Source organism: Paraburkholderia unamae, assembly GCF_003268775.1.
GTDB lineage: Bacteria > Pseudomonadota > Gammaproteobacteria > Burkholderiales > Burkholderiaceae > Paraburkholderia > Paraburkholderia unamae.
Window position 1 is genome coordinate 23,104 of sequence record NZ_QLSU01000030.1, and the last position, 18,397, is coordinate 41,500.

Sequence of the window (18,397 nt, forward strand, 5' to 3'; positions counted from 1 at the left end):
CCGAGAAGCGTTGAGGCGCGCCACGACAGGTCGCCGCGGGCACGGTGCCATGTTAGCGGCGACTCGCGGCATGCAGAAGTTAAATGTTCTAATGCATACCAGTGCACAATTGAATACATTGGGGCATTTCGCAGGCGGCGAGACTGCCCGCATTCATGCCGCGCGACGGAAGACGGCATAGGCATTCGACAGACAATTCATCCAATGAAAGGCAACGCGAAAGGACATAGGCCGCTGTTCGATCTGGATCTGCTGCGCGCGATCGTCATGGTGGCGGACTGCGGTTCGTTCACGGCCGCTTCGGCGCGACTGCACTCCACACAGTCGACGGTGAGCCAGAAAGTGCGCCGCCTGGAAGACATGGCCGGGCACAAGCTGCTGGAGCGCGGCAGCCGCGAAGTGCAGCCGACCGACGCGGGCGAGACGCTGCTCGCCTACGCGCGGCGCATGCTGGCGCTCAACGACGAAATGATCGAATCGTTGGCGGGCGCGAGCGTGGGCTTGACGGTGCGCCTGGGCGTGCCGGAGGACTTCGTTGGCGGACCGACGACGCATATGCTCGCGGCGTTCAATCGCAAGCATCCACAGGTGAAGCTCGAAGTGACGAGCGGATTGAGCCGCGACGTCGCCAGCAGCTACGACCGCGGCGATCTCGACATCGCGCTCGTGAAGCAGCGGCGCAACAGCCGCGAAGCGGTGGCGAGCTGGCCGGAGCAACTGCGCTGGATCGACAGCGCGAAGCATCCGTCGATCCTGCTCGATCCGGTTCCGCTGGTCGCCTTCCCGCCGCGCGGACTCTATCGCGACGACATGACCAATGCGATCGAGGGGCTCGGGCGACGCTGGCGCATGAGCTTCATCAGTTCGAGCCTGAGCGGCATTCAGGCCGCGGTGGCCGACGGCCTTGGCATCAGCCTGCTGCCGGCGCGCTCGGTGACCGCCGAGCACGCCGTTCTGACACAGGAAAGCGGGCTGCCTGCGATCGAGACGATGGACATTGCATTGCTGCACCGGCCCACGGCCGATCAGGTCGTCAAGGAGTTGGCGAAGATGTTGTCGCGCATGCTCGCGACGCCTTGAATTCCATCACCTTTTCCATTGATTCGGATATCGAATTAATGGCCGGGCGGCGATCAATCCACGTCGTCGGTTTGCGCCATGCCTTCAAGGTTCGCCTGCAATGTCATGATGACGCGATGCGCGGCCTCGATTTCCTTCACGGTCAACCCATCGGAGAGGCGGTTGACCCAGGGGCCCTGAAGTTTCATCGCGGCGTTGAAGGCTTGCCTTCCTTCGTCGGTCAAAACGACTAGCTGCGCGCGGCGATGGTGCGGGTTCGCCTCGAAGCGGACGAGGCCGTCCTGCGCCAGGTCGTTCACGATCCGCTGCACGTTCTGGCGATTGGCCCCCAGATCCCGCGCGATCCATGCCACGGGTTGCGGTTGCTGCGCCGCTGCGATGGCGCCAAGCATCTGCCAGCGTGCGCTTGTGAGGCCGAGTCCCGCGACCAGACGATCCCCCGAGGTCAACAGCCCCCCGTTGAGACGGAAGAGATCCATGATGATGCCGGTGAGGCACTCACCGGCGGGCGTTCTCGCTGTCTTGCGCATAGGTCATGATCGTTTCAAATTGACATCATCGTGTCAATTTACTATAAATCGATCAGGTCAGGTTGAACTCAGTTTGCATATAGGACCTGCGCACCAAGGAGCGAATCATGTTGCAGTTACGACCCCTCGATCCGTCGTTCCCGATCGAACGTCAGCTTGCTACCGACGCGGCGCCCGCCGTGCTCGTGAACCTCTTCACGCTGGCTGTGGACGATGAGCCGAAGTTCCTCGACGCCTGGCGAAACGACGCGGCGTTCATGAAGCAACAACCCGGGTTTATTTCCGCGCAACTTCATCGCGCACTCGGTGAGAACGCGACGTATCTGAATTACGCGGTATGGGAATCGACGGCGCACTTTCGGGCGGCGTTTTCGCACCCGGCGTTCCGCTCCAGCCTCGCGGCTTATCCTTCCTCGGTGTGCGCGTCACCGCATCTGTTCCGGAAGGCGGGTGTGGAGGGGATTTGTGATGCCTAGAACGCTTCGCTTGATGGGGTGTGCCCCCAAGTAGCGTTTCAGGCGATGTTGAAGCGGGCGCAATGGCTGCGCCCGCCTGTGTCATTCGAGGTCGCGCGTCTCCAGTTCGAACGATTGACCGCCGTTTTTCTCCAGCACGTTTCGAGCGGCTTTCTCGATGCTCGGGCGGTTGGCCTCGAAGGCGCTCAACAGCGCGCGCGCCGACGTGCCGGTGTTGCCGAACCGGTCGTTCAGCGCGTCCAGCGAGACGCTGCACCATACGGGGTGGTTGTCGACGTGTGCCTCGAACGCCACGCGCGCGGCCGCCACGGCGTGGCGGCGGCTCGTAAATTCGATTCTCATCTCGGTCCTCCGTGTGCTTCGTTGGCAAATGGCCAGGGTCCGCTATCAGCGTGAACTGGCCCTGGAAGTGCTCTTGGGGCGGGGCGAATGCCGTCGCGCTATTTTGCCGTGGCCGCGCCCGCCGGCTCGCGGCGCAGCATATTGTCGTCGGTGGGCTTGCGGGGCTTTTTCACGGGCATGGGGTCCGGGTTTGACGCGCTCAGCGCGTCCGAAGCGGAATGCGGCGGTTTCGCCATCGGCGTGGAAGTCTGCGCCCGCGCGCCACCGGCGATGACCGCGGCGATGGCGGCGATGACGGCAGCGGCGCAATGGCAATATCGTATCGCAAGCGCGCGCGGTGCGGGTTCATGAATGCTCCTGTGTTCTGCCCGGGGCCAGCGTAGCGAATTGCGTGCCTGGGCATCGCGGGCATAGCTTATGCGTGCGCGGCGCGCGAGGCTATTTCTTCGCGGCGAACGCATCGCCGATCTGCCGTGCGCGCTTGACCTCGTCGCTGTGCAGGTAAATGGAAGTCGTCGAAACCGACGCGTGGCGCAGGTTGTCGCGCACGGTCGTCAGCTCCGCGCCGCGGCCCAGCGCGTGCGTGGCGTGCGTGTGGCGCATCCAGTGCGGGCTCGCGCGGCGCAGCTTTTCGGCGAGGGGCGGGTGGTCGGCCTCGATCGCATCTGCCGCGAGACGGAAGAAGCGCCGCAACACGCCCCATAGCCGCACGCTGCTGATGGCCGCGCCGCTGTCGGCATCGAGGTTGCCGATGATCGGTGTTTCCGGGCGCCAGCGCGCCTGCGTGACCGGCAGCCCGCGCTCGGCCAGATAGTGCGCGAGCGCCTCCCACGCGAGCGGCGGCAGCGCGACGCGCGCCACCTTGCCGCCTTTGCCCGTCACGCGCAGCCAATGATCGCCGCGCACATCCGTTTCCACGTGGCCGAGCGTGCCGCCCACCAGTTCGCTCGCGCGCAACCCCGTTGCATAGCCGAAGTCGAGCAGGAATCGCAGTCGCTGCGCGGCGGGCGCGGCCCAGCCGTACGACCATTCCAGGCCGTCGGCGATGGTGCGTGTCAACGCCCATTCGCCTTCGGTAAAGGCGTGCGAGGTGTCGAGCACCGACGCAGCGTTGCCGCCGCGCACCTTCACGCCTGCGAACGGATTGGCAAGCACATAGCGCTGCTCGACGAGCCAGCGGAACAGCGCGCCGAGCACCGTCAGCGCATGCGCGACCGAGCGCGCGGCAAGACTGCCGTTGAACGGCCGCCATTCCGGCGACGTGCGCGCCCGCACCGGCCCGACCCAACGGCCGCGCGGCGACGGATGGCGCAGGAACGCGCGATAGGCGAGCGCATCTTCGGTGGTGAGCGAGGACAGCGCGCGGCCGCGTTCGACGATCGCCCAGAGAATCAGGCGCTCGGCCTCCTTGCGGTAGGTGCGCTTCGTGGCGGGCGTTTCATGGAGTGCCAGCCAGGTCTGCACGGCCTCGTAGTCGTTGGAGGCGTCGAGCGTGCAGGTCGCGCGCGGCGCGCGGAACGTGCCTTCGGAGCCGTCCACCTCGTGTGGCAGCTTCAGCGTTTCCCACGGCGCGATGTCGCCGCGCTGGCTCGCCACCACGAGCGCGCGAGCCTTTTCGGTGAGCGCGGGCCAGGCGGCGAAGAACGCCTCGATGGCGCGCGCGCTCGCGGCGCCCAGTCCCGGCACGGCCTTCCACCATTGGCGCCGGCGCGGGATGCGCACCGTGAGGTCGGCTAGGGTGGTGATGCCGTGCGCGTGCAGCACGCGTACGGCGCGCGGGGCGAACCACTGCGCAATTTCATCGGCGATTTGCGGTTCGGGCGCTTTTGCGCCGCGCAAGGCTTCGACGGCCTGCGCCACGGCTTTGGCGTGCTGGATGCGTTCATCCACGGGATGCGCGAGCAGTGCCGCGAGATCGTCGCGATGCGCGGCGCGTGCGATGGCTTGCAAGCGCCGCCGGATGCGGCCGAGCACGCCGCGCGCCGATTTCCCGTCGCCGAGCGCGGCGGGCAGATAACGCGCCACGGCTTGCCTCACCGGCAGCCCTTCATACCAGGCACGCAGCACGGCGAGTTCATCTGCGTCGGGAAAACCGGCCGAGGAGGACGGGGCGGGGGCGGGCAGTGGGATGGGGCGCGATTTCATGGTGGATAGTTTACAACATGAATGAGTGCCTTATGATAATCAGGCTTATCTAAATGGACGCACTGTGCGTTGAGTTTTGGAGAATCATGGACTCTGGCTGGTCGCGCTATATGGCGTTGGGCGGGCAGCGGCGAGGCCGAAGGCATTCCTTGCACGATAGGTCTACGGTCTATCGGTTGCGCCGGAGATTGCTGGGACAGTCAATTGCGGGATAGGTAGAGGATAGCCGCGCCGATAATCACGTACTCCACAAACACGCTTTGCCTCCTATGCGCTCAGATGACAAAACGCTCGCAATGGATGCCGTCGAATCTGATCGGCTGTGGAGCCCGATTCATGACTATCCTGCCTGGGGAGTGAAGCAGGGGCACGGGAGCTTTCTCACGCTCGAATTCGGTCAGCCTGAGCTTCGCATTCGCGAACCCGTGGTCGCGCCGCCCGACGCCAGCGCAAAAACAAGAGCGCGATGTGCCCGAAGGCTGGTCACCGTGACGGGCCATTGGCATCTCTGGATATATTGCTGCAATTGGCAAATCACACTCAACGGCACTTTGGCCGCTCATAGTGAATCACCTGACGGCCGTATCGCCTTCGCCGCTTCGCGACTTGACGGGCAAAGCTGGTCGCTGTGACGCGTGACACCCACGTTGGGGCATGGGCGTTTTCCTTTGATCTTGGCGGCATGCTGCGGACATCGCCATACAGGGATGATCCGACGGTCGAACAGTGGTATCTCTTTGATCGAGGTACTGGCAATGTTCTATCGGTTCGCGCTGACGACTTCGCTTCATATGGCCCTGGTTGCCTTGACCCGCGAGAAGAGAACTGGATTCCGCTGTGGACGGTGCCGCGCCAGGCGCACGATTCATTGCCCGCGGCCGGCAGCGGGCATGTCAAATCATCCGGTGGGGAGCAGGATCCCGTGTAACGGCGAACGGTAGATCAGTTCCACTGTTTCAGCTTCGAACATAAGACTCGACTCCCTCGATTTCAGCGCCTTTGTGTCTTATTCGCGTACGCCAGCCGTCCGGGCCACATCACCTCGGATCAGGCACCGTAGCTCATTGGTTGTCCATACCATTCGCTTCGCTTAAGGAACTGCGCCCAGGTCAAAGCGTCAGGATCGATCTTTCGGCTCCATTCCAGATCGCGCTGGGGGGCGTAGTAGCCGTATTCGACCGCGTACTCAACCATCCCCACCAGTTCACGCACAACGTATTCACTGGTGCCGAATGCGGGGAAGTGCCGCAGCAGCTCGTCACGCGAGTAGGCCGAGGCATACTGCGCCTTCTGTCCTGCCACGCGGGCGAACGTGTCCACCATTTGCCGCGCGGTCAGGATCTCGCCGATCACGGGCAGGGCCTTGCCTGCGTATTGCTCCGGATGGTCGAATATTTCCAGCACTGCGGGGCCGGCCGCAGTGAGCGGGTCCACGAATGGCATGGGCACGTCCGGCGGCAAGTAGATGGCGAAGATCAGGCTGCCATCGGCGCCGCGCCGGGGCACGTAGTACTCCAGGAAGTTGCTGTAAAAGAACGCCAGATAGATGAAAGTGCTGCGCAGCGACAGCGTGCGGATATGCGCTTCCACCCGCGCCTTCTCAGTAAAATGCGGCGCCCACTTGCAGCCGCCGGTGCGTTCCTCGACGTTTTCCAGACCGCTCCACACGACATGTTGCACGCCTGCGGCGCACGCCGCATCGGCAAGCTCGCGACCCAGCGCCAGCTCGGGCTGACCAGGGGGCGGCATCGGTGTGGTCGGCGGCGTCATCAGGAAGGCGCCGTGAGAGCCACGCATCGCCGCGGTGAACTCGGCTTGACGACCCAGCTCCAGCGCAACCGTGACGATCTCGGCGCCTTGCTCGGCCAGGTGGCGCATCGGTGCGCTGTCCGCACGCCGGGAGAGCGCACGCACCCGGTAGCGTCCACTGGCCAGCAAAGCCGTAGCCACGCTGCGGCCCTGTTTGCTGGACGCACCGACCACGGTGATCAAAGGTCTTTGTGAACTGCTGGACATGCGGTTTCTCCGAATATGGGCGAGCCGTTCGCGCTCGCGAATCAGCCCCTAGTCTCGGTCGGTGGCGGGTATATGTAAAATTGGGATTCTTTTGACCCACTATCCGTTCCATGGATACCACACGTCTGGATCTCAATCTGCTGGTCACGCTGGAAGCCCTGCTGGTGGAGCAGAACGTCACCAGGGCGGCGAGCCGCCTGCACCTGAGTCAGCCGGCGGTGAGCGCGCAGCTAAGCCGCTTGCGCGATCTATTCGACGACCCGCTGCTGATTCCGGCGCAACGAGGCATGACGCCCACGGCCAAGGCGCTGGAGTTGTTGGACCCGCTGCGTCAGGCACTCGACCAGGTCCGCGCCACGGTGACCCGGCACAGTGATTTCGACCACGAGCGGGCGAGTCTAACGGTGGTCATCGCCTGCACCGACTACCTTCAGGTTGCGCTGGTTCAGCCGCTGGTGCTTCGGCTGCGCAAACTGGCACCCGGCGTGCGCGTGGCACTGCGCAGCCTGGACATCCCGCAGTTGGAGGCGCAGCTGGCGCGTGGCGAAGTGGACCTTGCGCTGATGACGCAGAGCGCGGCAGCGCCTCGTCTGCGCACGCGACATCTGTTCGACGAGCGCTATGTGCTGATCGGTCGACACGGCCATCCAGGGCTACGCGAAAGCATCACCGTGGCGCAGTTCTCCCAACTGGAGCACGTCATTGTGTCGTTGCGCGGCGGTGATTTCGTCACGCCGGTAGACGACGTGCTGGCCACGCTGGGACACCGGCGCAACGTGGTGCTATCGGCGTCGTCGTTCCTGTTCCTGCCGGAGATCGTGTCGCAATCGGACTTCGTCGCGCTGGTGCCCCAACGGTTGGTGCGCGATCGCACCAGTCAGTTGCAGATTGTCGAATGCCCGTTTCCAGTGGAAGGATTCGAAGTGGGTATGGTGTGGCACGAGCGTAACCACACCCACAATGGCCAGCGCTGGGTGCGCGAAGCGCTGATAGCGGCTTCAAACTGACCTCGAAGCGTAAGGCTCCGCTCAGTCTGGAACAGGAACATCCATGGATAGGCGCCACATCGAGGCGCTACATCGAGGCCCCACATCGCGATGCCGGCCGCCCGCGAGGTTGGCAACCGGATCGAAGGTCGCGCCACGCGCGCCCACTGGCGCTGGCGAGCGCCAACGCGAGCAGGCGGCAAGCGTTTCAAGCGTCGGCTGCCTGCCAGACCAGCGCGACCGTTTGAAGCACGATCAGCGCGCGGGAAGTGGAGGTCCACACTGACTTTCGAACATTGGGCGCGCACCGCCAGGCACAGACCATCCATAGAAACAGTCCTGCGGCGTAGAGCATCACAACGGCCAGCAACGCGAGTGTGGATACCTCGCGTTGCACACACGTACGCAGGATAAATCCGGCCGCGATGCCATAGGGCAGGCCGAATAGCCACCACACCTTCCATAACCGTTCCTCACCGCGCCATGCCTTCATGAACATGTTGACCTCTCGTGTGTAAGCGGCCCTCGATACTAATCCGATCTCAAAAGAATCCGTTGATACGCTGCCTGATTTTCGTTGTCGAGTTCAGGTAACGCTCCATCATGATGAGACAGGCGAGGCGGCACAGGACGGCCATATTCCTGGTCAAAGGACCGAACGGACGGAATGGAAATGAAGGAATGCAGACGATTTGAAGAGTGCGATCTCGCGGCGATGCAGATTCGAACACCGGTTGATGGGCGCTAACGCCTGAGCGTATTCGCAGAAGGAGCGCAGAGTGAACGAAACGACCGCGCCCCAGCTTCGCCTGAGTCCGGCCGTCTTGCGCCGCATCACAGGCAAAGCCAAGGCACGCCACCGCCATCAAGCTTCCCGATAGGTCCCCTTGGCCCTGGCCGCCTGCGCGGCCAGAAGGTCCATGAGCGGGGGGCTCAGGCAATCGTACGGCTCCAGGCCCTTATCGCGCAGCGTTTGACGCACATCGGCCATCGCCGAAGGCGGCGTGCCGCTCTCGATGATCGAGGAAACAAAGGCCGCGAATCCGGGGCCGTCCCAGCCGGCATCTTTCGAAAGCTCCGTGTGAATGAAGTCGAGACCGTAAAACGCGTGATCCTTGTTCTCGATGCGCCCATAAAGGTGCGTGCCGCACGCCGTGCAGGCGTGCCGCTGGATCACGGCCTTGTCGTCCACGACCTTCAGCTTTTCTCCGTGCGCCGTTACCGTCACCTTGTCGCGCGGTACCACACCCACAACGGAGAACAGCGCGCCCGCGGGCTTCCAGCACTTGGTGCACCCGCAGGCGTGATTGAACGCCACCTGCGAGTCGATGCACACTTCGACCGGGTCTTGCGCGCACTGGCAACGCAACGTGCCGCCCGCGAAGTTTTCGGCGCCTTTCTGGATGCCGCGGTCAACCGTCGGATGAATAGCTGAGGCCATGGTGTTTCTCCTTCCTTCAGTGTCAGTAATGAACGACTGTCCGGATCGATTTGCCTTCGTGCATCAAGTCGAACGCTTCATTGATGCCTGCGAGCGGCTTCGTGTGCGTCACAAACGGTGCGAGCTGGATCTTGCCTTCCATCGCGTCTTCCACCATGCCCGGCAGCTGCGAGCGGCCCTTCACGCCGCCGAAGGCCGTGCCCAGCCAGCGGCGTCCGGTCACGAGCTGGAAGGGGCGGGTGGAGATTTCCTGACCCGCGCCCGCCACGCCGATGACCACCGACTGTCCCCAGCCGCGATGCGCGCATTCGAGCGCCGCGCGCATCACGTTGACGTTGCCGATGCATTCGAAGCTGTGATCCACGCCCCAGGTCGTCATGTCGACGATGACCTGCTGGATGGGCTTTTCGTGGTCCTTGGGGTTGACGCAGTCGGTGGCGCCGAAGGCGCGCGCCAGATCGAACTTGCCGGGGTTGGTGTCGACGGCGATGATGCGGCCCGCCTTGGCGAGCTTCGCGCCCTGGATCACGGCGAGGCCGATGCCGCCCAGCCCGAACACGGCGACGGTATCGCCTTCCTGCACCTTGGCCGTGTTCTTCACCGCGCCGAGGCCCGTGGTCACGCCGCAGCCGAGCAGGCACACCTGTTCGGGGTTGGCTTGCGGGTTGATTTTGGCGAGCGACACTTCGGCCACCACGGTGTATTCGCTGAACGTGGAGCAGCCCATGTAGTGATAAATGGGCTGGCCGTTGTAGCTGAAGCGGCTCGTGCCGTCGGGCATGACGCCCTTGCCCTGGGTGGCGCGCACGGACACGCACAGGTTCGTCTTGCCGCTCTTGCAGAACAGACACTCGCCGCATTCCGCGGTGTAGAGCGGGATGACGTGATCGCCGGGCTTGACGCTCGTCACGCCTTCGCCCACCTCGACGACGACGCCGGCGCCTTCGTGGCCGAGCACGACGGGGAAGAGGCCTTCGGGGTCGTCACCCGAAAGCGTGAAGGCATCGGTATGACACACGCCGGTATGCGTGATCTTCACCAGCACCTCGCCCTTGCGGGGCGGTTCGACGTCGATCTCGACGATTTCGAGGGGCTTGCCCGGCGCAAACGCAACAGCAGCACGTGATTTCATAGCAGTCCTGTTAAAAAGAAGATCGAACAACCCGCTGCGGGTCCGCGCGGTGAACTAGCGCAAATAGGTTCGAATCAGGGTTACGACATCGTCGATCGATCCGGGTGGCGTCTGCTCCGAGTCCGCGAGATGCGAGAACTCTTCGCGCAAATGGCTTTCGAGCACCCCGGCCATCACACCGTTGATCGCCCCCCGTATGGCCGCGAGTTGCTGGAGCACGGGTGCGCATTCGGCGCCTTCCACCAGGGCGCGCTCAAGCGCGTCGAGCTGGCCGCGAACCTTGCGCACGCGCGTCAAGACACGCTTCTTTTCTTCGGGGGAATGGGGCATGACAGGGTCGATTTCCGGATACTGGTTGGCAGTATAGGTCAATACTGGCAGGGAGTATAGGTTTGCGCCATTGAAAATGATGTCGCCAAGGCGTTCAATCGCGCCGGATCGCAGACTGCGGCGGGCTCGACAAGCACAACGCGTGCGCAACGCCACAGGGTTAACCCGCTTCATTACGCCTTGTAGGCATCCACTTCAACGTGCTATCTTTCGCACTGTGTTACCGATAACAAAATGTGTTCCACACAACCGGTAGCGTGCGCAAATCCGCGCCCAAAGCGGGTGCATGCGGCATGCCGCCATTTCGAATCAAACTGGAGGAGACAATGCCCCTCGGAAACGTCGCGCCAGGCGACCTCTCTCGCTCCGAAGGCGCGCACGCCGTGCACATGCCTTCGGCCGCGCAATTGCGCCGCGCCATCGTCACGGGCGCGGTCGGCAGCGCGCTCGAATACTACGACTTCGCGATGTATGGTCTCGCGTCGGCGCTGGTTTTCAATCGCGTCTTTTTCGCGAGCTTCGGCGCCACGGGCGGGTTGCTCGCGAGCTTCGGCGCATTCGGCGCGGGCTTTCTCGCGCGCCCGCTCGGCGGCCTGTTTTTCGGCTCGCTCGGCGACCGCAAGGGCCGCAAGTTCGTGCTGCTCGCAACCGTGCTGCTCATGGGTATCGCCACGACGCTGATCGGCGCGCTGCCGACCGGCCCCATCGGCGCGGTGATGCTGGTCCTGCTGCGCCTGTTGCAGGGTTTCGGCGCGGGCGCCGAGCAAACCGGCGCGGCCACGCTGATGGCCGAAATCGCGCCGGTCAAACGCCGGGGCTATTTCGCGGCGTTGCCGTTCGTCGGCATTTTCACGGGGCTTGCGCTCGCCACGCTCACGTTCAAGGTCCTGCAAATGTCGTTGAGCGAAGCCGACCTGCTCGCATGGGGATGGCGCCTGCCGTTTCTAGGCAGCGTCGTGCTGATCGGCATGGCGATCTGGATTCGCCTCAAGCTCAAGGAAAGCCCCGTATTCGAATCGCTCGAACAGAAGCACGAAGTGATCGGCACGCCGATGCGCCTGATGCTCAAGCAAGGCCGCCGTCCGCTGGTGGCGACGTCGCTCATGCGGCTCGGTGAAACGGGGGCGTCGACCATTTACACGGCGGTCGCCATCGCTTATCTGTCGAATTTCGTTTCGCTCAACCAGCATTTGCCGCGCGCTCAACTCGATGGCGTCGGTACGCGCGCCGTCTTGATCGCCAGCCTCTTGAGCGTCCTCACCACGCCGCTCTTTGGCGCGCTCAGCGACCGTGTCGGGCGCATTCCCGTGTATCGCGTCGGTGCGATTTTCTCCGTGCTGTGGGCCGTGCCGGCCTGGTGGATGATCGGCACCGGCGACGCCACCCTCGTCACGGTCGCGCTCGTGGGCGGCTTCACGTTCGGCGCGCAGAGCATGCTCGGTTCGCAGTGCGCGCACTTCGCCGAATTGTTCGGCAATCGCTACCGTTATTCCGGCGTGGCGCTCTCGCGTGAAATCGGCGCGCTGCTGGCAGGCGGTCTCGCACCGATTCTCGGACTCTGGCTCGTCGGTCTCTCGGGCGGCAAATTCTGGGTGATGGGCGTGTATATGGCCACGCTGTCGCTGCTCACCGTCATCGGCACGCTGCTCTCGACCGAAACGCGCGGCCGCGACCTCACGCGCCTTGACGACGCCGTTGGCGCAAGCAGCCGCTGATCCCGACATTCCAACAATCATCCGTTCCTTCTCTCGCGCACATTGTCATGACTCGACCCGATCTACTCGTCGTCACGCGTTATTCCGATGACGACATGCACGCACTCGCGCAGCATTACACGCTGCACGTCCTTTCCGATGCGGCCGATCCCGCGCGTCTGCTCGACGAAGTGGGGCCGCGCATTCGCGCGCTTGCCACCAACGGCGAAAGCGGGGCGAGCGCGGCGCTGATCGATGCGCTGCCCGCGCTCGAAATCATCGTGTGCTACGGCGTGGGCGTGGATGCGATCGACCTCGAACGCGCGAAGGCACGGGGCATCCGCGTGACCTATACGCCCGACGTGCTCACCGGCGACGTGGCGGACATGGGCATTGCGCTGTTGCTCGCGCTCGCGCGGCAGATTCCCGCAGCCGATGCCTATGTGCGGCGCGGCGACTGGGGCCGCAAGCCGATCGCGCTCACGCGGCGCGTGTTCGGCCAGCGGCTGGGTATCGTCGGATTGGGGCGGGTAGGGCGCGCGCTCGCGAGGCGCGCGACGGGCTTCGATATGCAGGTGATGTACCACGACCGCATGCACTTCGACGACGTGCCGTATGCGTGGTGCGAGAATCTTGTCGATCTCGCCCGCGAGGTGGATTTTCTGGTCGTTTGCGCGGCCGCCGATCAGGGCACGCGCGCGTTGATCGACGCGCGCGTGCTCGATGCGCTCGGGCCCGACGGCATGCTGGTCAATGTCGCTCGCGGCAGCATTGTCGACGAACCGGTGTTGCTCGATTATCTGCGCGAGCGGCGCATTGCCGGCGCGGCGCTCGACGTGTTCTGGAACGAGCCCGCTATCGATCCCGCCTTCGCTTCGCTCGACAACGTGGTGCTGCAACCGCATCGTTCGAGTGCGACCCTGCAAACACGCGCCGCGATGGCCGAACTCGTGCGGGGCAATCTCGCGGCGTTCTTCGCTGGTGCGCCGCTCGTGAGCGAGTATCCGCTCGTGCGCGAAATCGTGGTTGTCTGAAAACACGTCATCCGGCGGCGGCGAGCGAGGATCGTGAGGCATTAACACGGCTCGCTCCTCGCTCGTCACCGTCCCAGCCGCCCTCCCAACGATCGCACTCGCGATCGACTTTCCCTTCCTCCCAATCTCCGTGCCGATGGCTTCGATGTCGGCATCGGCAATCGTCCTGCCTCCGCGCGAATTCCTCCGATCGTGACACCGGGTGCTCCGGCGACGAGCCTTTGTCGCAGCCATCCGCAATGGTTTCCAAATAGCTGCAATTGCATCTGACACGCGCGCCCATTTGGATAGCATTTTTAATTGGTTGGAGGCGCGTTGCCGCGCCCGCATAGTGGAATCCTGATGTCTAAAGGCGGCAGCCCGAACGAACCCGATGCGCGCCGCCGACATGCCAAGGAGACACTCATGACAGTGGAATTGCAGGAAAAGCCGCTGCACGCGGATCTCGTAGCCGCGCGCGGCGTCGCTCAGGCAGCCGGTCTGCCGTATGCGGGCAGCGTGACGCCCGAGCAGGCGTGGGCGCTGCACCAGGCGGGCGAGGCGGTGATCGTCGATGTGCGCACGGGCGAGGAGCGCAAGTTCGTCGGCCACGTGCCGGACACCTTGCATGTCGCCTGGGCGACCGGCACGAGCTTGACGCGTAACCCGCGCTTCGTGCGCGAGCTGGAGGCAAAGACCGGCAAGGGCGCGGCGGTCGTGCTGCTGTGCCGCAGCGGCCACCGCTCGGCCCAGGCCGCCGAGGCCGCCGCGAAGGCGGGCTTCGCGCACGTGTTCAACGCCAGCGAAGGCTTCGAAGGCGATCTGGACGAAGCGGGCCATCGCGGCGTGCGCAACGGCTGGCGTTTTCGCGGCCTGCCGTGGGTGCAGGACTAGCGACGGTTCATCCCGCGCGCCGGATCATTCACACGAACAACGAAGAGAGAACGAGCGTGACCGTATTTCATGTGGCCGAGATCGTCGACGCGCTCCAGGGCGTGCGACAACAATGGCGCGAGTTGCAGCGGCGCGCGCTGGAGCCGGGCGGGCGCGACCTGCCCGCGCGCGAGGCGCTGGCCGACGTGATCGAGACGCTCAAGGGCGTGCTGTTCCCCATGCGCCTCGGGCCGCCCGATCTGCGCCAGGAGAGCGAGAATTTTTACGTGGGTCACGCACTCGATGCGGCGCTGCATGCCCTGCTCGCGCAGGCACGGCTCGAACTGCGCTACAAAGCCCGGCACGCCGACTCCGATCGCGGCGAGATCGATGCGCGCGCGCTCGCCGCGGTGCGCGCATTCGCCCAGCGTTTGCCCGCGATTCGCGCGCTGCTCGACACCGACGTGCTCGCCGCCTTCAATGGCGACCCCGCCGCAGGCAGTGTGGACGAGGTGCTGCTCTGCTATCCCGGCGTGCTCGCCATCACGCATCACCGGCTCGCGCACGAGCTCTATCTGCTCGGACTACCGTTGCTCGCGCGCATTATTTCGGAGCTTGCGCACGCGGCCACCGGCATCGACATTCATCCTGGCGCGCGCATTGGCAGCGCATTTTTCATCGACCACGGCACTGGCGTCGTGATTGGCGAGACGGCCGTGATCGGCGAACGGGTTCGCGTGTATCAGGCCGTGACGCTCGGCGCGAAGCGCTTTCCGCGCGACGCCGCCGGCAATCTGGAGAAGGGCCTCGCGCGCCATCCGATCGTCGAGGACGACGTGGTCATTTACGCGGGGGCGACGATACTCGGGCGTGTCACGCTCGGGCGGGGCGCGGTCATCGGCGGCAACGTCTGGTTGACCGAAAGCGTGCCGCCGGGCGCCCACATCACCCAGGCGATCTCGCGCCACGAAACGCGCGCGCCCACGCCGGGATATACCGCCGAGATCGACACGGCCGTACCCGCGCCTGCGCCGATCGCGATCGCAGCGGGCGCACCGCGATGAGTGCCATCGTTCACGACTTCGGCGCCACGGTGCGGCGTTTGCGCGAGGCGCATGCGTGGTCGCAGGAACGCCTCGCCGAACATGCGGGACTCAACCGCACCTACGTCGGTGAAATCGAGCGCGGCACGGCCATCGCTTCGATCGTCACCGTGGAAAAGCTCGCGCACGCGCTGGGCGTGAGCATAGGCGAGCTGCTCGTGAGCGGCGCGGTGGGTGTGGCGAACGCCGTGGCGCTGCCGGTCAGTCCGCTGCATCCCTGAGGGCAATTCCTTGTTGTCCTTCATGTCGTTTTATGCCCCTTGACGTCTATAGCCGGTTGAACCGCGCAACAGGGCTTCCCATAATCCGTTGTCTTCATAAGCAAAGCTGTTTTTCTCATAAGTAACCGGAGCCCTCATTCATGTCCACGACTCTGAGCGGCCAGACCGCGCTTGGCGATAACGCCGCGCGGCAACTGGCGAACGCCACCAAGACCGTCCCGCAGCTTTCCACGATCACGCCGCGCTGGCTGACGCATCTGCTGCAATGGGTGCCGGTCGAAGCGGGCATTTATCGTCTGAACCGCGTTAAGGACCCCGAAGCAGTGCGCGCGGCCTGCACGGCGCGTGAAGACGAAGGCACGCTCCCCACGACCTTCGTGCCGTACGAAGAACAGCCGCGCGAGTATTTCCTCAACGCGGTGAGCACGGTGCTCGACGTGCACACGCGCATCTCCGACCTCTACAGCAGCCCGCACGACCAGATCAAGGAGCAGTTGCGCCTCACGATCGAGACGATCAAGGAGTTGCAGGAAAGCCAGCTCATCAACAATCCCGACTACGGGCTGCTCGCGAACGTGGAGGAAGATCAGCGCATTTTCCCGCTCACGGGCGCACCCACGCCCGACGATCTCGACGAGTTGCTCACGAAGGTGTGGAAGGAGCCCGCGTTTTTCCTCACGCATCCGCTCGCGATTGCGGCGTTTGGCCGCGAATGCACGCGCCGTGGCGTGCCGCCGCCCACGGTCAGCCTGTTCGGCTCGCAGTTCCTCACGTGGCGCGGCATTCCGCTGATCCCGTCCGACAAGGTGCCGGTTGCCGACGGCAAGACCAAGATCCTGCTGCTGCGCGTGGGCGACAAGCGCCAGGGCGTGGTGGGCCTTTATCAGCCGGGCGTGGCGGGCGAGCAGGGGCCGGGTCTTTCGGTGCGCTTCATGGGGATCAACAATCAGGCGATCGCGTCGTATCTGATCTCGCTGTATTGCTCGCTCGCGGTCCATTCGCCGGACGCGCTGGCAGTTCTCGATGATGTGGAGATCGGCAAGTACCATGACTACCCTGACACCTACCGTTAATCCCACGCCGTTGCCGGGCGGCTTGCCCGACCCCGCAACGCTCGCGCGCCTCGCCAACGAGTTCTTCAGCACGCTGCCGGGCAATGCGGGCGCACCGGGCGTCGCGGCGGGCAGCGGGGCGGTGGGCGGCGTGCCGTCCGCCTTGCCCGCGGCCGCGCCGATCCTCGCCTCGCTCAGCAATCCCGCACCGGCGGGCTCGCCGCTCGCGGGGCCGGGCGGCACGGGCACCGGCGTGCCGGGCTTCGCGCCGCCGCAAGGCAAGGTGGCGGGCGCGAACCTCGCGCCTTCCGCGCCCACGCACGTGCTCGCGCTGGGCAACCGCGCGCCCGCGCTCGCGCCGCATGCCGCGGCGGCCAATGGCCTGCCGGACAATGCCGTGTCGATCGCCCCCGCGCTGGAGCCGCGCGTGGGCGGTGCGTTGCTCGGCGTACCGCAGGGCCATGCTGCAAGCGAAGCTCCGGTATCGGCCAGCGAGCGCTCGCCGTACTATTTCACGTCGCCAGGCGGGCACGGCTGGCCGCGCGAGCCGCAGGAGATCGTGGTGCCTTCGCATGGCCTCGCCGCCCCCGAGACATTCGGACTACCAGGCGACGACGCACTGCGCGGGCTGCTCACGCTCAATCGCCCGGAATACGGTACGCGCGACGGCTCGGCACGGTACTTCCTCGATGAGAAGGAAAACGCCGCGCCGCGCACGCCAACCGGTGGCGCGCACCCGCCGTTCGACGTCAATGCGGTGCGGCGCGATTTCCCGATCCTTCAGGAACGCGTGAACGGCAAGCCGCTCGTCTGGTTCGACAACGCCGCGACGACGCACAAGCCGCAGGCCGTGATCGATCGCCTCGCGTACTTCTACGCGCACGAGAACTCGAACATCCACCGCGCCGCGCATGCGCTGGCCGCCCGCGCAACCGACGCCTACGAGCACGCGCGCAAGACGGTGCAGCGCTTTATCGGTGCATCGTCGCCCGAGGAAATCGTGTTCGTGCGCGGCACGACCGAGGCGATCAATCTGGTCGCCAAGACGTGGGGCGTGCAGAACGTGGGTGAAGGCGACGAGATCATCGTCTCGCACCTGGAGCATCACGCGAACATCGTGCCGTGGCAGCAACTCGCCGCGCTCAAGGGCGCGAAGCTGCGCGTGATTCCCGTCGACGACTCGGGCCAGGTGCTGCTCGACGAGTATCGCAAGCTGCTGAACGACCGCACGAAGATCGTTTCGGTCACGCAGGTGTCGAACGCGCTCGGGACCGTGGTGCCGGTGCGCGAAATCGTGGAACTCGCGCATCGGGCGGGCGCGAAAGCGCTCGTTGACGGCGCGCAGTCGATCTCGCACATGCGTGTGGACGTGCAGGCGCTCGACGCCGACTTCTTCGTGTTCTCGGGCCACAAGATCTACGGCCCGACCGGCATCGGCGTGGTGTACGGCAAGCGCGAGGTGCTCGAAGCCATGCCGCCATGGCAGGGCGGCGGCAACATGATCCAGGACGTGACGTTCGAAAAGACCGTGTTCCACGGTGCGCCCGCGCGCTTCGAAGCCGGCACCGGCAATATCGCCGATGCCGTGGGGCTGGGCGCCGCGCTCGATTATGTGAGCCGCATCGGCATCGAGAATATCGCGCGCTATGAGCACGATTTGCTTGCGTACGCAACGAGCGTGCTCGCGCCGGTGCCGGGCGTGCGCCTCGTGGGTACGGCGCGCGACAAGGCGAGCGTGCTCTCGTTCGTGCTGAAGGGCTACACGACCGAGGAGGTGGGGCAGGCGTTGAGCCGGGAAGGCATCGCCGTGCGCGCCGGGCATCACTGCGCCCAGCCGATCTTGCGGCGCTTCGGCCTGGAAGCGACCGTGCGGCCTTCGCTTGCGTTCTACAACACTTGCGACGAGGTCGATGCGCTGGTGTCGGTCGTGCGCGGGCTCGCGCCGCGCCAGTAAGGCCAACGC

Annotated in this window: 20 protein-coding genes; 11 read left to right on the plus strand and 9 right to left on the minus strand. The window is 64.9% G+C overall.

What is annotated here, in order from left to right; translation table 11 throughout:
• The first annotated feature begins 204 nt into the window (after positions 1 to 204).
• Entirely contained in the window at positions 205 to 1,080 is an 876-nt protein-coding gene (locus tag C7401_RS34630; RefSeq protein ID WP_112176480.1) for a LysR family transcriptional regulator, read from the plus strand.
• A 53-nt stretch (positions 1,081 to 1,133) separates the two neighbouring features.
• On the opposite strand, the gene C7401_RS34635 is transcribed toward C7401_RS34630, so the two are convergent.
• Positions 1,134 to 1,559: a MarR family winged helix-turn-helix transcriptional regulator gene (locus C7401_RS34635; protein ID WP_258397343.1), complete on the minus strand. Its 426-nt coding sequence runs from the start codon at positions 1,557 to 1,559 to the stop codon at positions 1,134 to 1,136.
• Between the two features lie 158 nt (positions 1,560 to 1,717).
• Here C7401_RS34635 and C7401_RS34640 point away from each other — a divergent pair, with 158 nt between their 5' ends.
• Entirely contained in the window at positions 1,718 to 2,086 is a 369-nt protein-coding gene (locus C7401_RS34640; RefSeq protein ID WP_112176484.1) for an antibiotic biosynthesis monooxygenase family protein, read from the plus strand.
• An 81-nt stretch (positions 2,087 to 2,167) separates the two neighbouring features.
• Here C7401_RS34640 and C7401_RS34645 read toward each other — a convergent pair whose 3' ends face one another.
• The 3 genes from C7401_RS34645 to C7401_RS34655 form a co-directional block, all read right to left on the minus strand.
• The gene (locus tag C7401_RS34645) at positions 2,168 to 2,428 is read right to left on the minus strand and encodes a DUF1488 family protein (protein WP_112176486.1); all 261 of its coding nucleotides are present in this window, start codon (positions 2,426 to 2,428) and stop codon (positions 2,168 to 2,170) included.
• Positions 2,429 to 2,526: 98 nt separating this feature from the next.
• Complete coding sequence (locus C7401_RS45790; protein WP_258397344.1) at positions 2,527 to 2,889, minus strand: hypothetical protein; 363 nt, start codon at positions 2,887 to 2,889, stop codon at positions 2,527 to 2,529.
• On the minus strand, positions 2,867 to 4,573 hold the full coding sequence (locus tag C7401_RS34655; RefSeq protein ID WP_112176488.1) for a site-specific integrase: 1,707 nt from the start codon (positions 4,571 to 4,573) through the stop codon (positions 2,867 to 2,869). Before C7401_RS34655 ends, C7401_RS45790 begins: the two co-directional genes overlap by 23 nt.
• A 296-nt stretch (positions 4,574 to 4,869) precedes the next feature.
• Between C7401_RS34655 and C7401_RS44630 the strand changes: the two genes are divergently transcribed.
• A complete protein-coding gene (locus tag C7401_RS44630) occupies positions 4,870 to 5,205 on the plus strand; it encodes a hypothetical protein (RefSeq protein ID WP_146758048.1) in 336 nt (111 codons plus the stop codon).
• A 415-nt stretch (positions 5,206 to 5,620) separates the two neighbouring features.
• On the opposite strand, the gene C7401_RS34660 is transcribed toward C7401_RS44630, so the two are convergent.
• Positions 5,621 to 6,589, minus strand: a complete 969-nt coding sequence (locus tag C7401_RS34660) for an NmrA/HSCARG family protein (RefSeq protein WP_112176490.1) — start codon at positions 6,587 to 6,589, stop codon at positions 5,621 to 5,623.
• A gap of 110 nt (positions 6,590 to 6,699) precedes the next feature.
• On the opposite strand from C7401_RS34660, the gene C7401_RS34665 reads away from it, so the two are divergent.
• Positions 6,700 to 7,596: a LysR family transcriptional regulator gene (locus C7401_RS34665; protein ID WP_112176492.1), complete on the plus strand. Its 897-nt coding sequence runs from the start codon at positions 6,700 to 6,702 to the stop codon at positions 7,594 to 7,596.
• Between the two features lie 187 nt (positions 7,597 to 7,783).
• Here the strand turns inward: C7401_RS34665 and C7401_RS34670 are convergent, their stop codons facing one another.
• From C7401_RS34670 to frmR, 4 genes are all read right to left on the minus strand, one after another.
• Positions 7,784 to 8,074, minus strand: coding sequence for a hypothetical protein (locus C7401_RS34670; protein WP_112176493.1), 291 nt, complete (start codon positions 8,072 to 8,074; stop codon positions 7,784 to 7,786).
• A gap of 366 nt (positions 8,075 to 8,440) precedes the next feature.
• Positions 8,441 to 9,016, minus strand: coding sequence for an S-(hydroxymethyl)glutathione synthase (gene gfa / locus C7401_RS34675; RefSeq protein WP_112176494.1), 576 nt, complete (start codon positions 9,014 to 9,016; stop codon positions 8,441 to 8,443).
• Between the two features lie 22 nt (positions 9,017 to 9,038).
• Positions 9,039 to 10,148 carry an S-(hydroxymethyl)glutathione dehydrogenase/class III alcohol dehydrogenase gene (locus C7401_RS34680; RefSeq protein WP_112176496.1) on the minus strand — a complete coding sequence of 370 codons (1,110 nt, stop codon included), beginning with the start codon at positions 10,146 to 10,148 and terminating at the stop codon, positions 9,039 to 9,041.
• A gap of 54 nt (positions 10,149 to 10,202) precedes the next feature.
• Entirely contained in the window at positions 10,203 to 10,478 is a 276-nt protein-coding gene (frmR, locus tag C7401_RS34685) for a formaldehyde-responsive transcriptional repressor FrmR (protein WP_112176622.1), read from the minus strand.
• A gap of 326 nt (positions 10,479 to 10,804) precedes the next feature.
• On the opposite strand from frmR, the gene C7401_RS34690 reads away from it, so the two are divergent.
• From C7401_RS34690 to C7401_RS34720, 7 genes are all read left to right on the plus strand, one after another.
• Complete coding sequence (locus tag C7401_RS34690; RefSeq protein ID WP_112176498.1) at positions 10,805 to 12,193, plus strand: MFS transporter; 1,389 nt, start codon at positions 10,805 to 10,807, stop codon at positions 12,191 to 12,193.
• Positions 12,194 to 12,240: 47 nt separating this feature from the next.
• Positions 12,241 to 13,206: a 2-hydroxyacid dehydrogenase gene (locus tag C7401_RS34695; RefSeq protein WP_112176500.1), complete on the plus strand. Its 966-nt coding sequence runs from the start codon at positions 12,241 to 12,243 to the stop codon at positions 13,204 to 13,206.
• Between the two features lie 405 nt (positions 13,207 to 13,611).
• Positions 13,612 to 14,079 (plus strand): rhodanese-like domain-containing protein, encoded by a 468-nt coding sequence (locus C7401_RS34700; protein ID WP_112176502.1) that lies wholly within the window; start codon positions 13,612 to 13,614, stop codon positions 14,077 to 14,079.
• A gap of 56 nt (positions 14,080 to 14,135) precedes the next feature.
• The gene (gene epsC, locus C7401_RS34705; protein ID WP_112176504.1) at positions 14,136 to 15,122 is read left to right on the plus strand and encodes a serine O-acetyltransferase EpsC; all 987 of its coding nucleotides are present in this window, start codon (positions 14,136 to 14,138) and stop codon (positions 15,120 to 15,122) included.
• Entirely contained in the window at positions 15,119 to 15,382 is a 264-nt protein-coding gene (locus C7401_RS34710; RefSeq protein ID WP_112176506.1) for a helix-turn-helix domain-containing protein, read from the plus strand. The genes epsC and C7401_RS34710 overlap by 4 nt, the downstream gene beginning before the upstream one ends.
• A gap of 140 nt (positions 15,383 to 15,522) precedes the next feature.
• Positions 15,523 to 16,455 (plus strand): family 2A encapsulin nanocompartment shell protein, encoded by a 933-nt coding sequence (locus C7401_RS34715; RefSeq protein WP_110382762.1) that lies wholly within the window; start codon positions 15,523 to 15,525, stop codon positions 16,453 to 16,455.
• Positions 16,430 to 18,388 carry a family 2A encapsulin nanocompartment cargo protein cysteine desulfurase gene (locus C7401_RS34720; protein WP_258397345.1) on the plus strand — a complete coding sequence of 653 codons (1,959 nt, stop codon included), beginning with the start codon at positions 16,430 to 16,432 and terminating at the stop codon, positions 18,386 to 18,388. Before C7401_RS34715 ends, C7401_RS34720 begins: the two co-directional genes overlap by 26 nt.
• Positions 18,389 to 18,397: the final 9 nt, after the last annotated feature.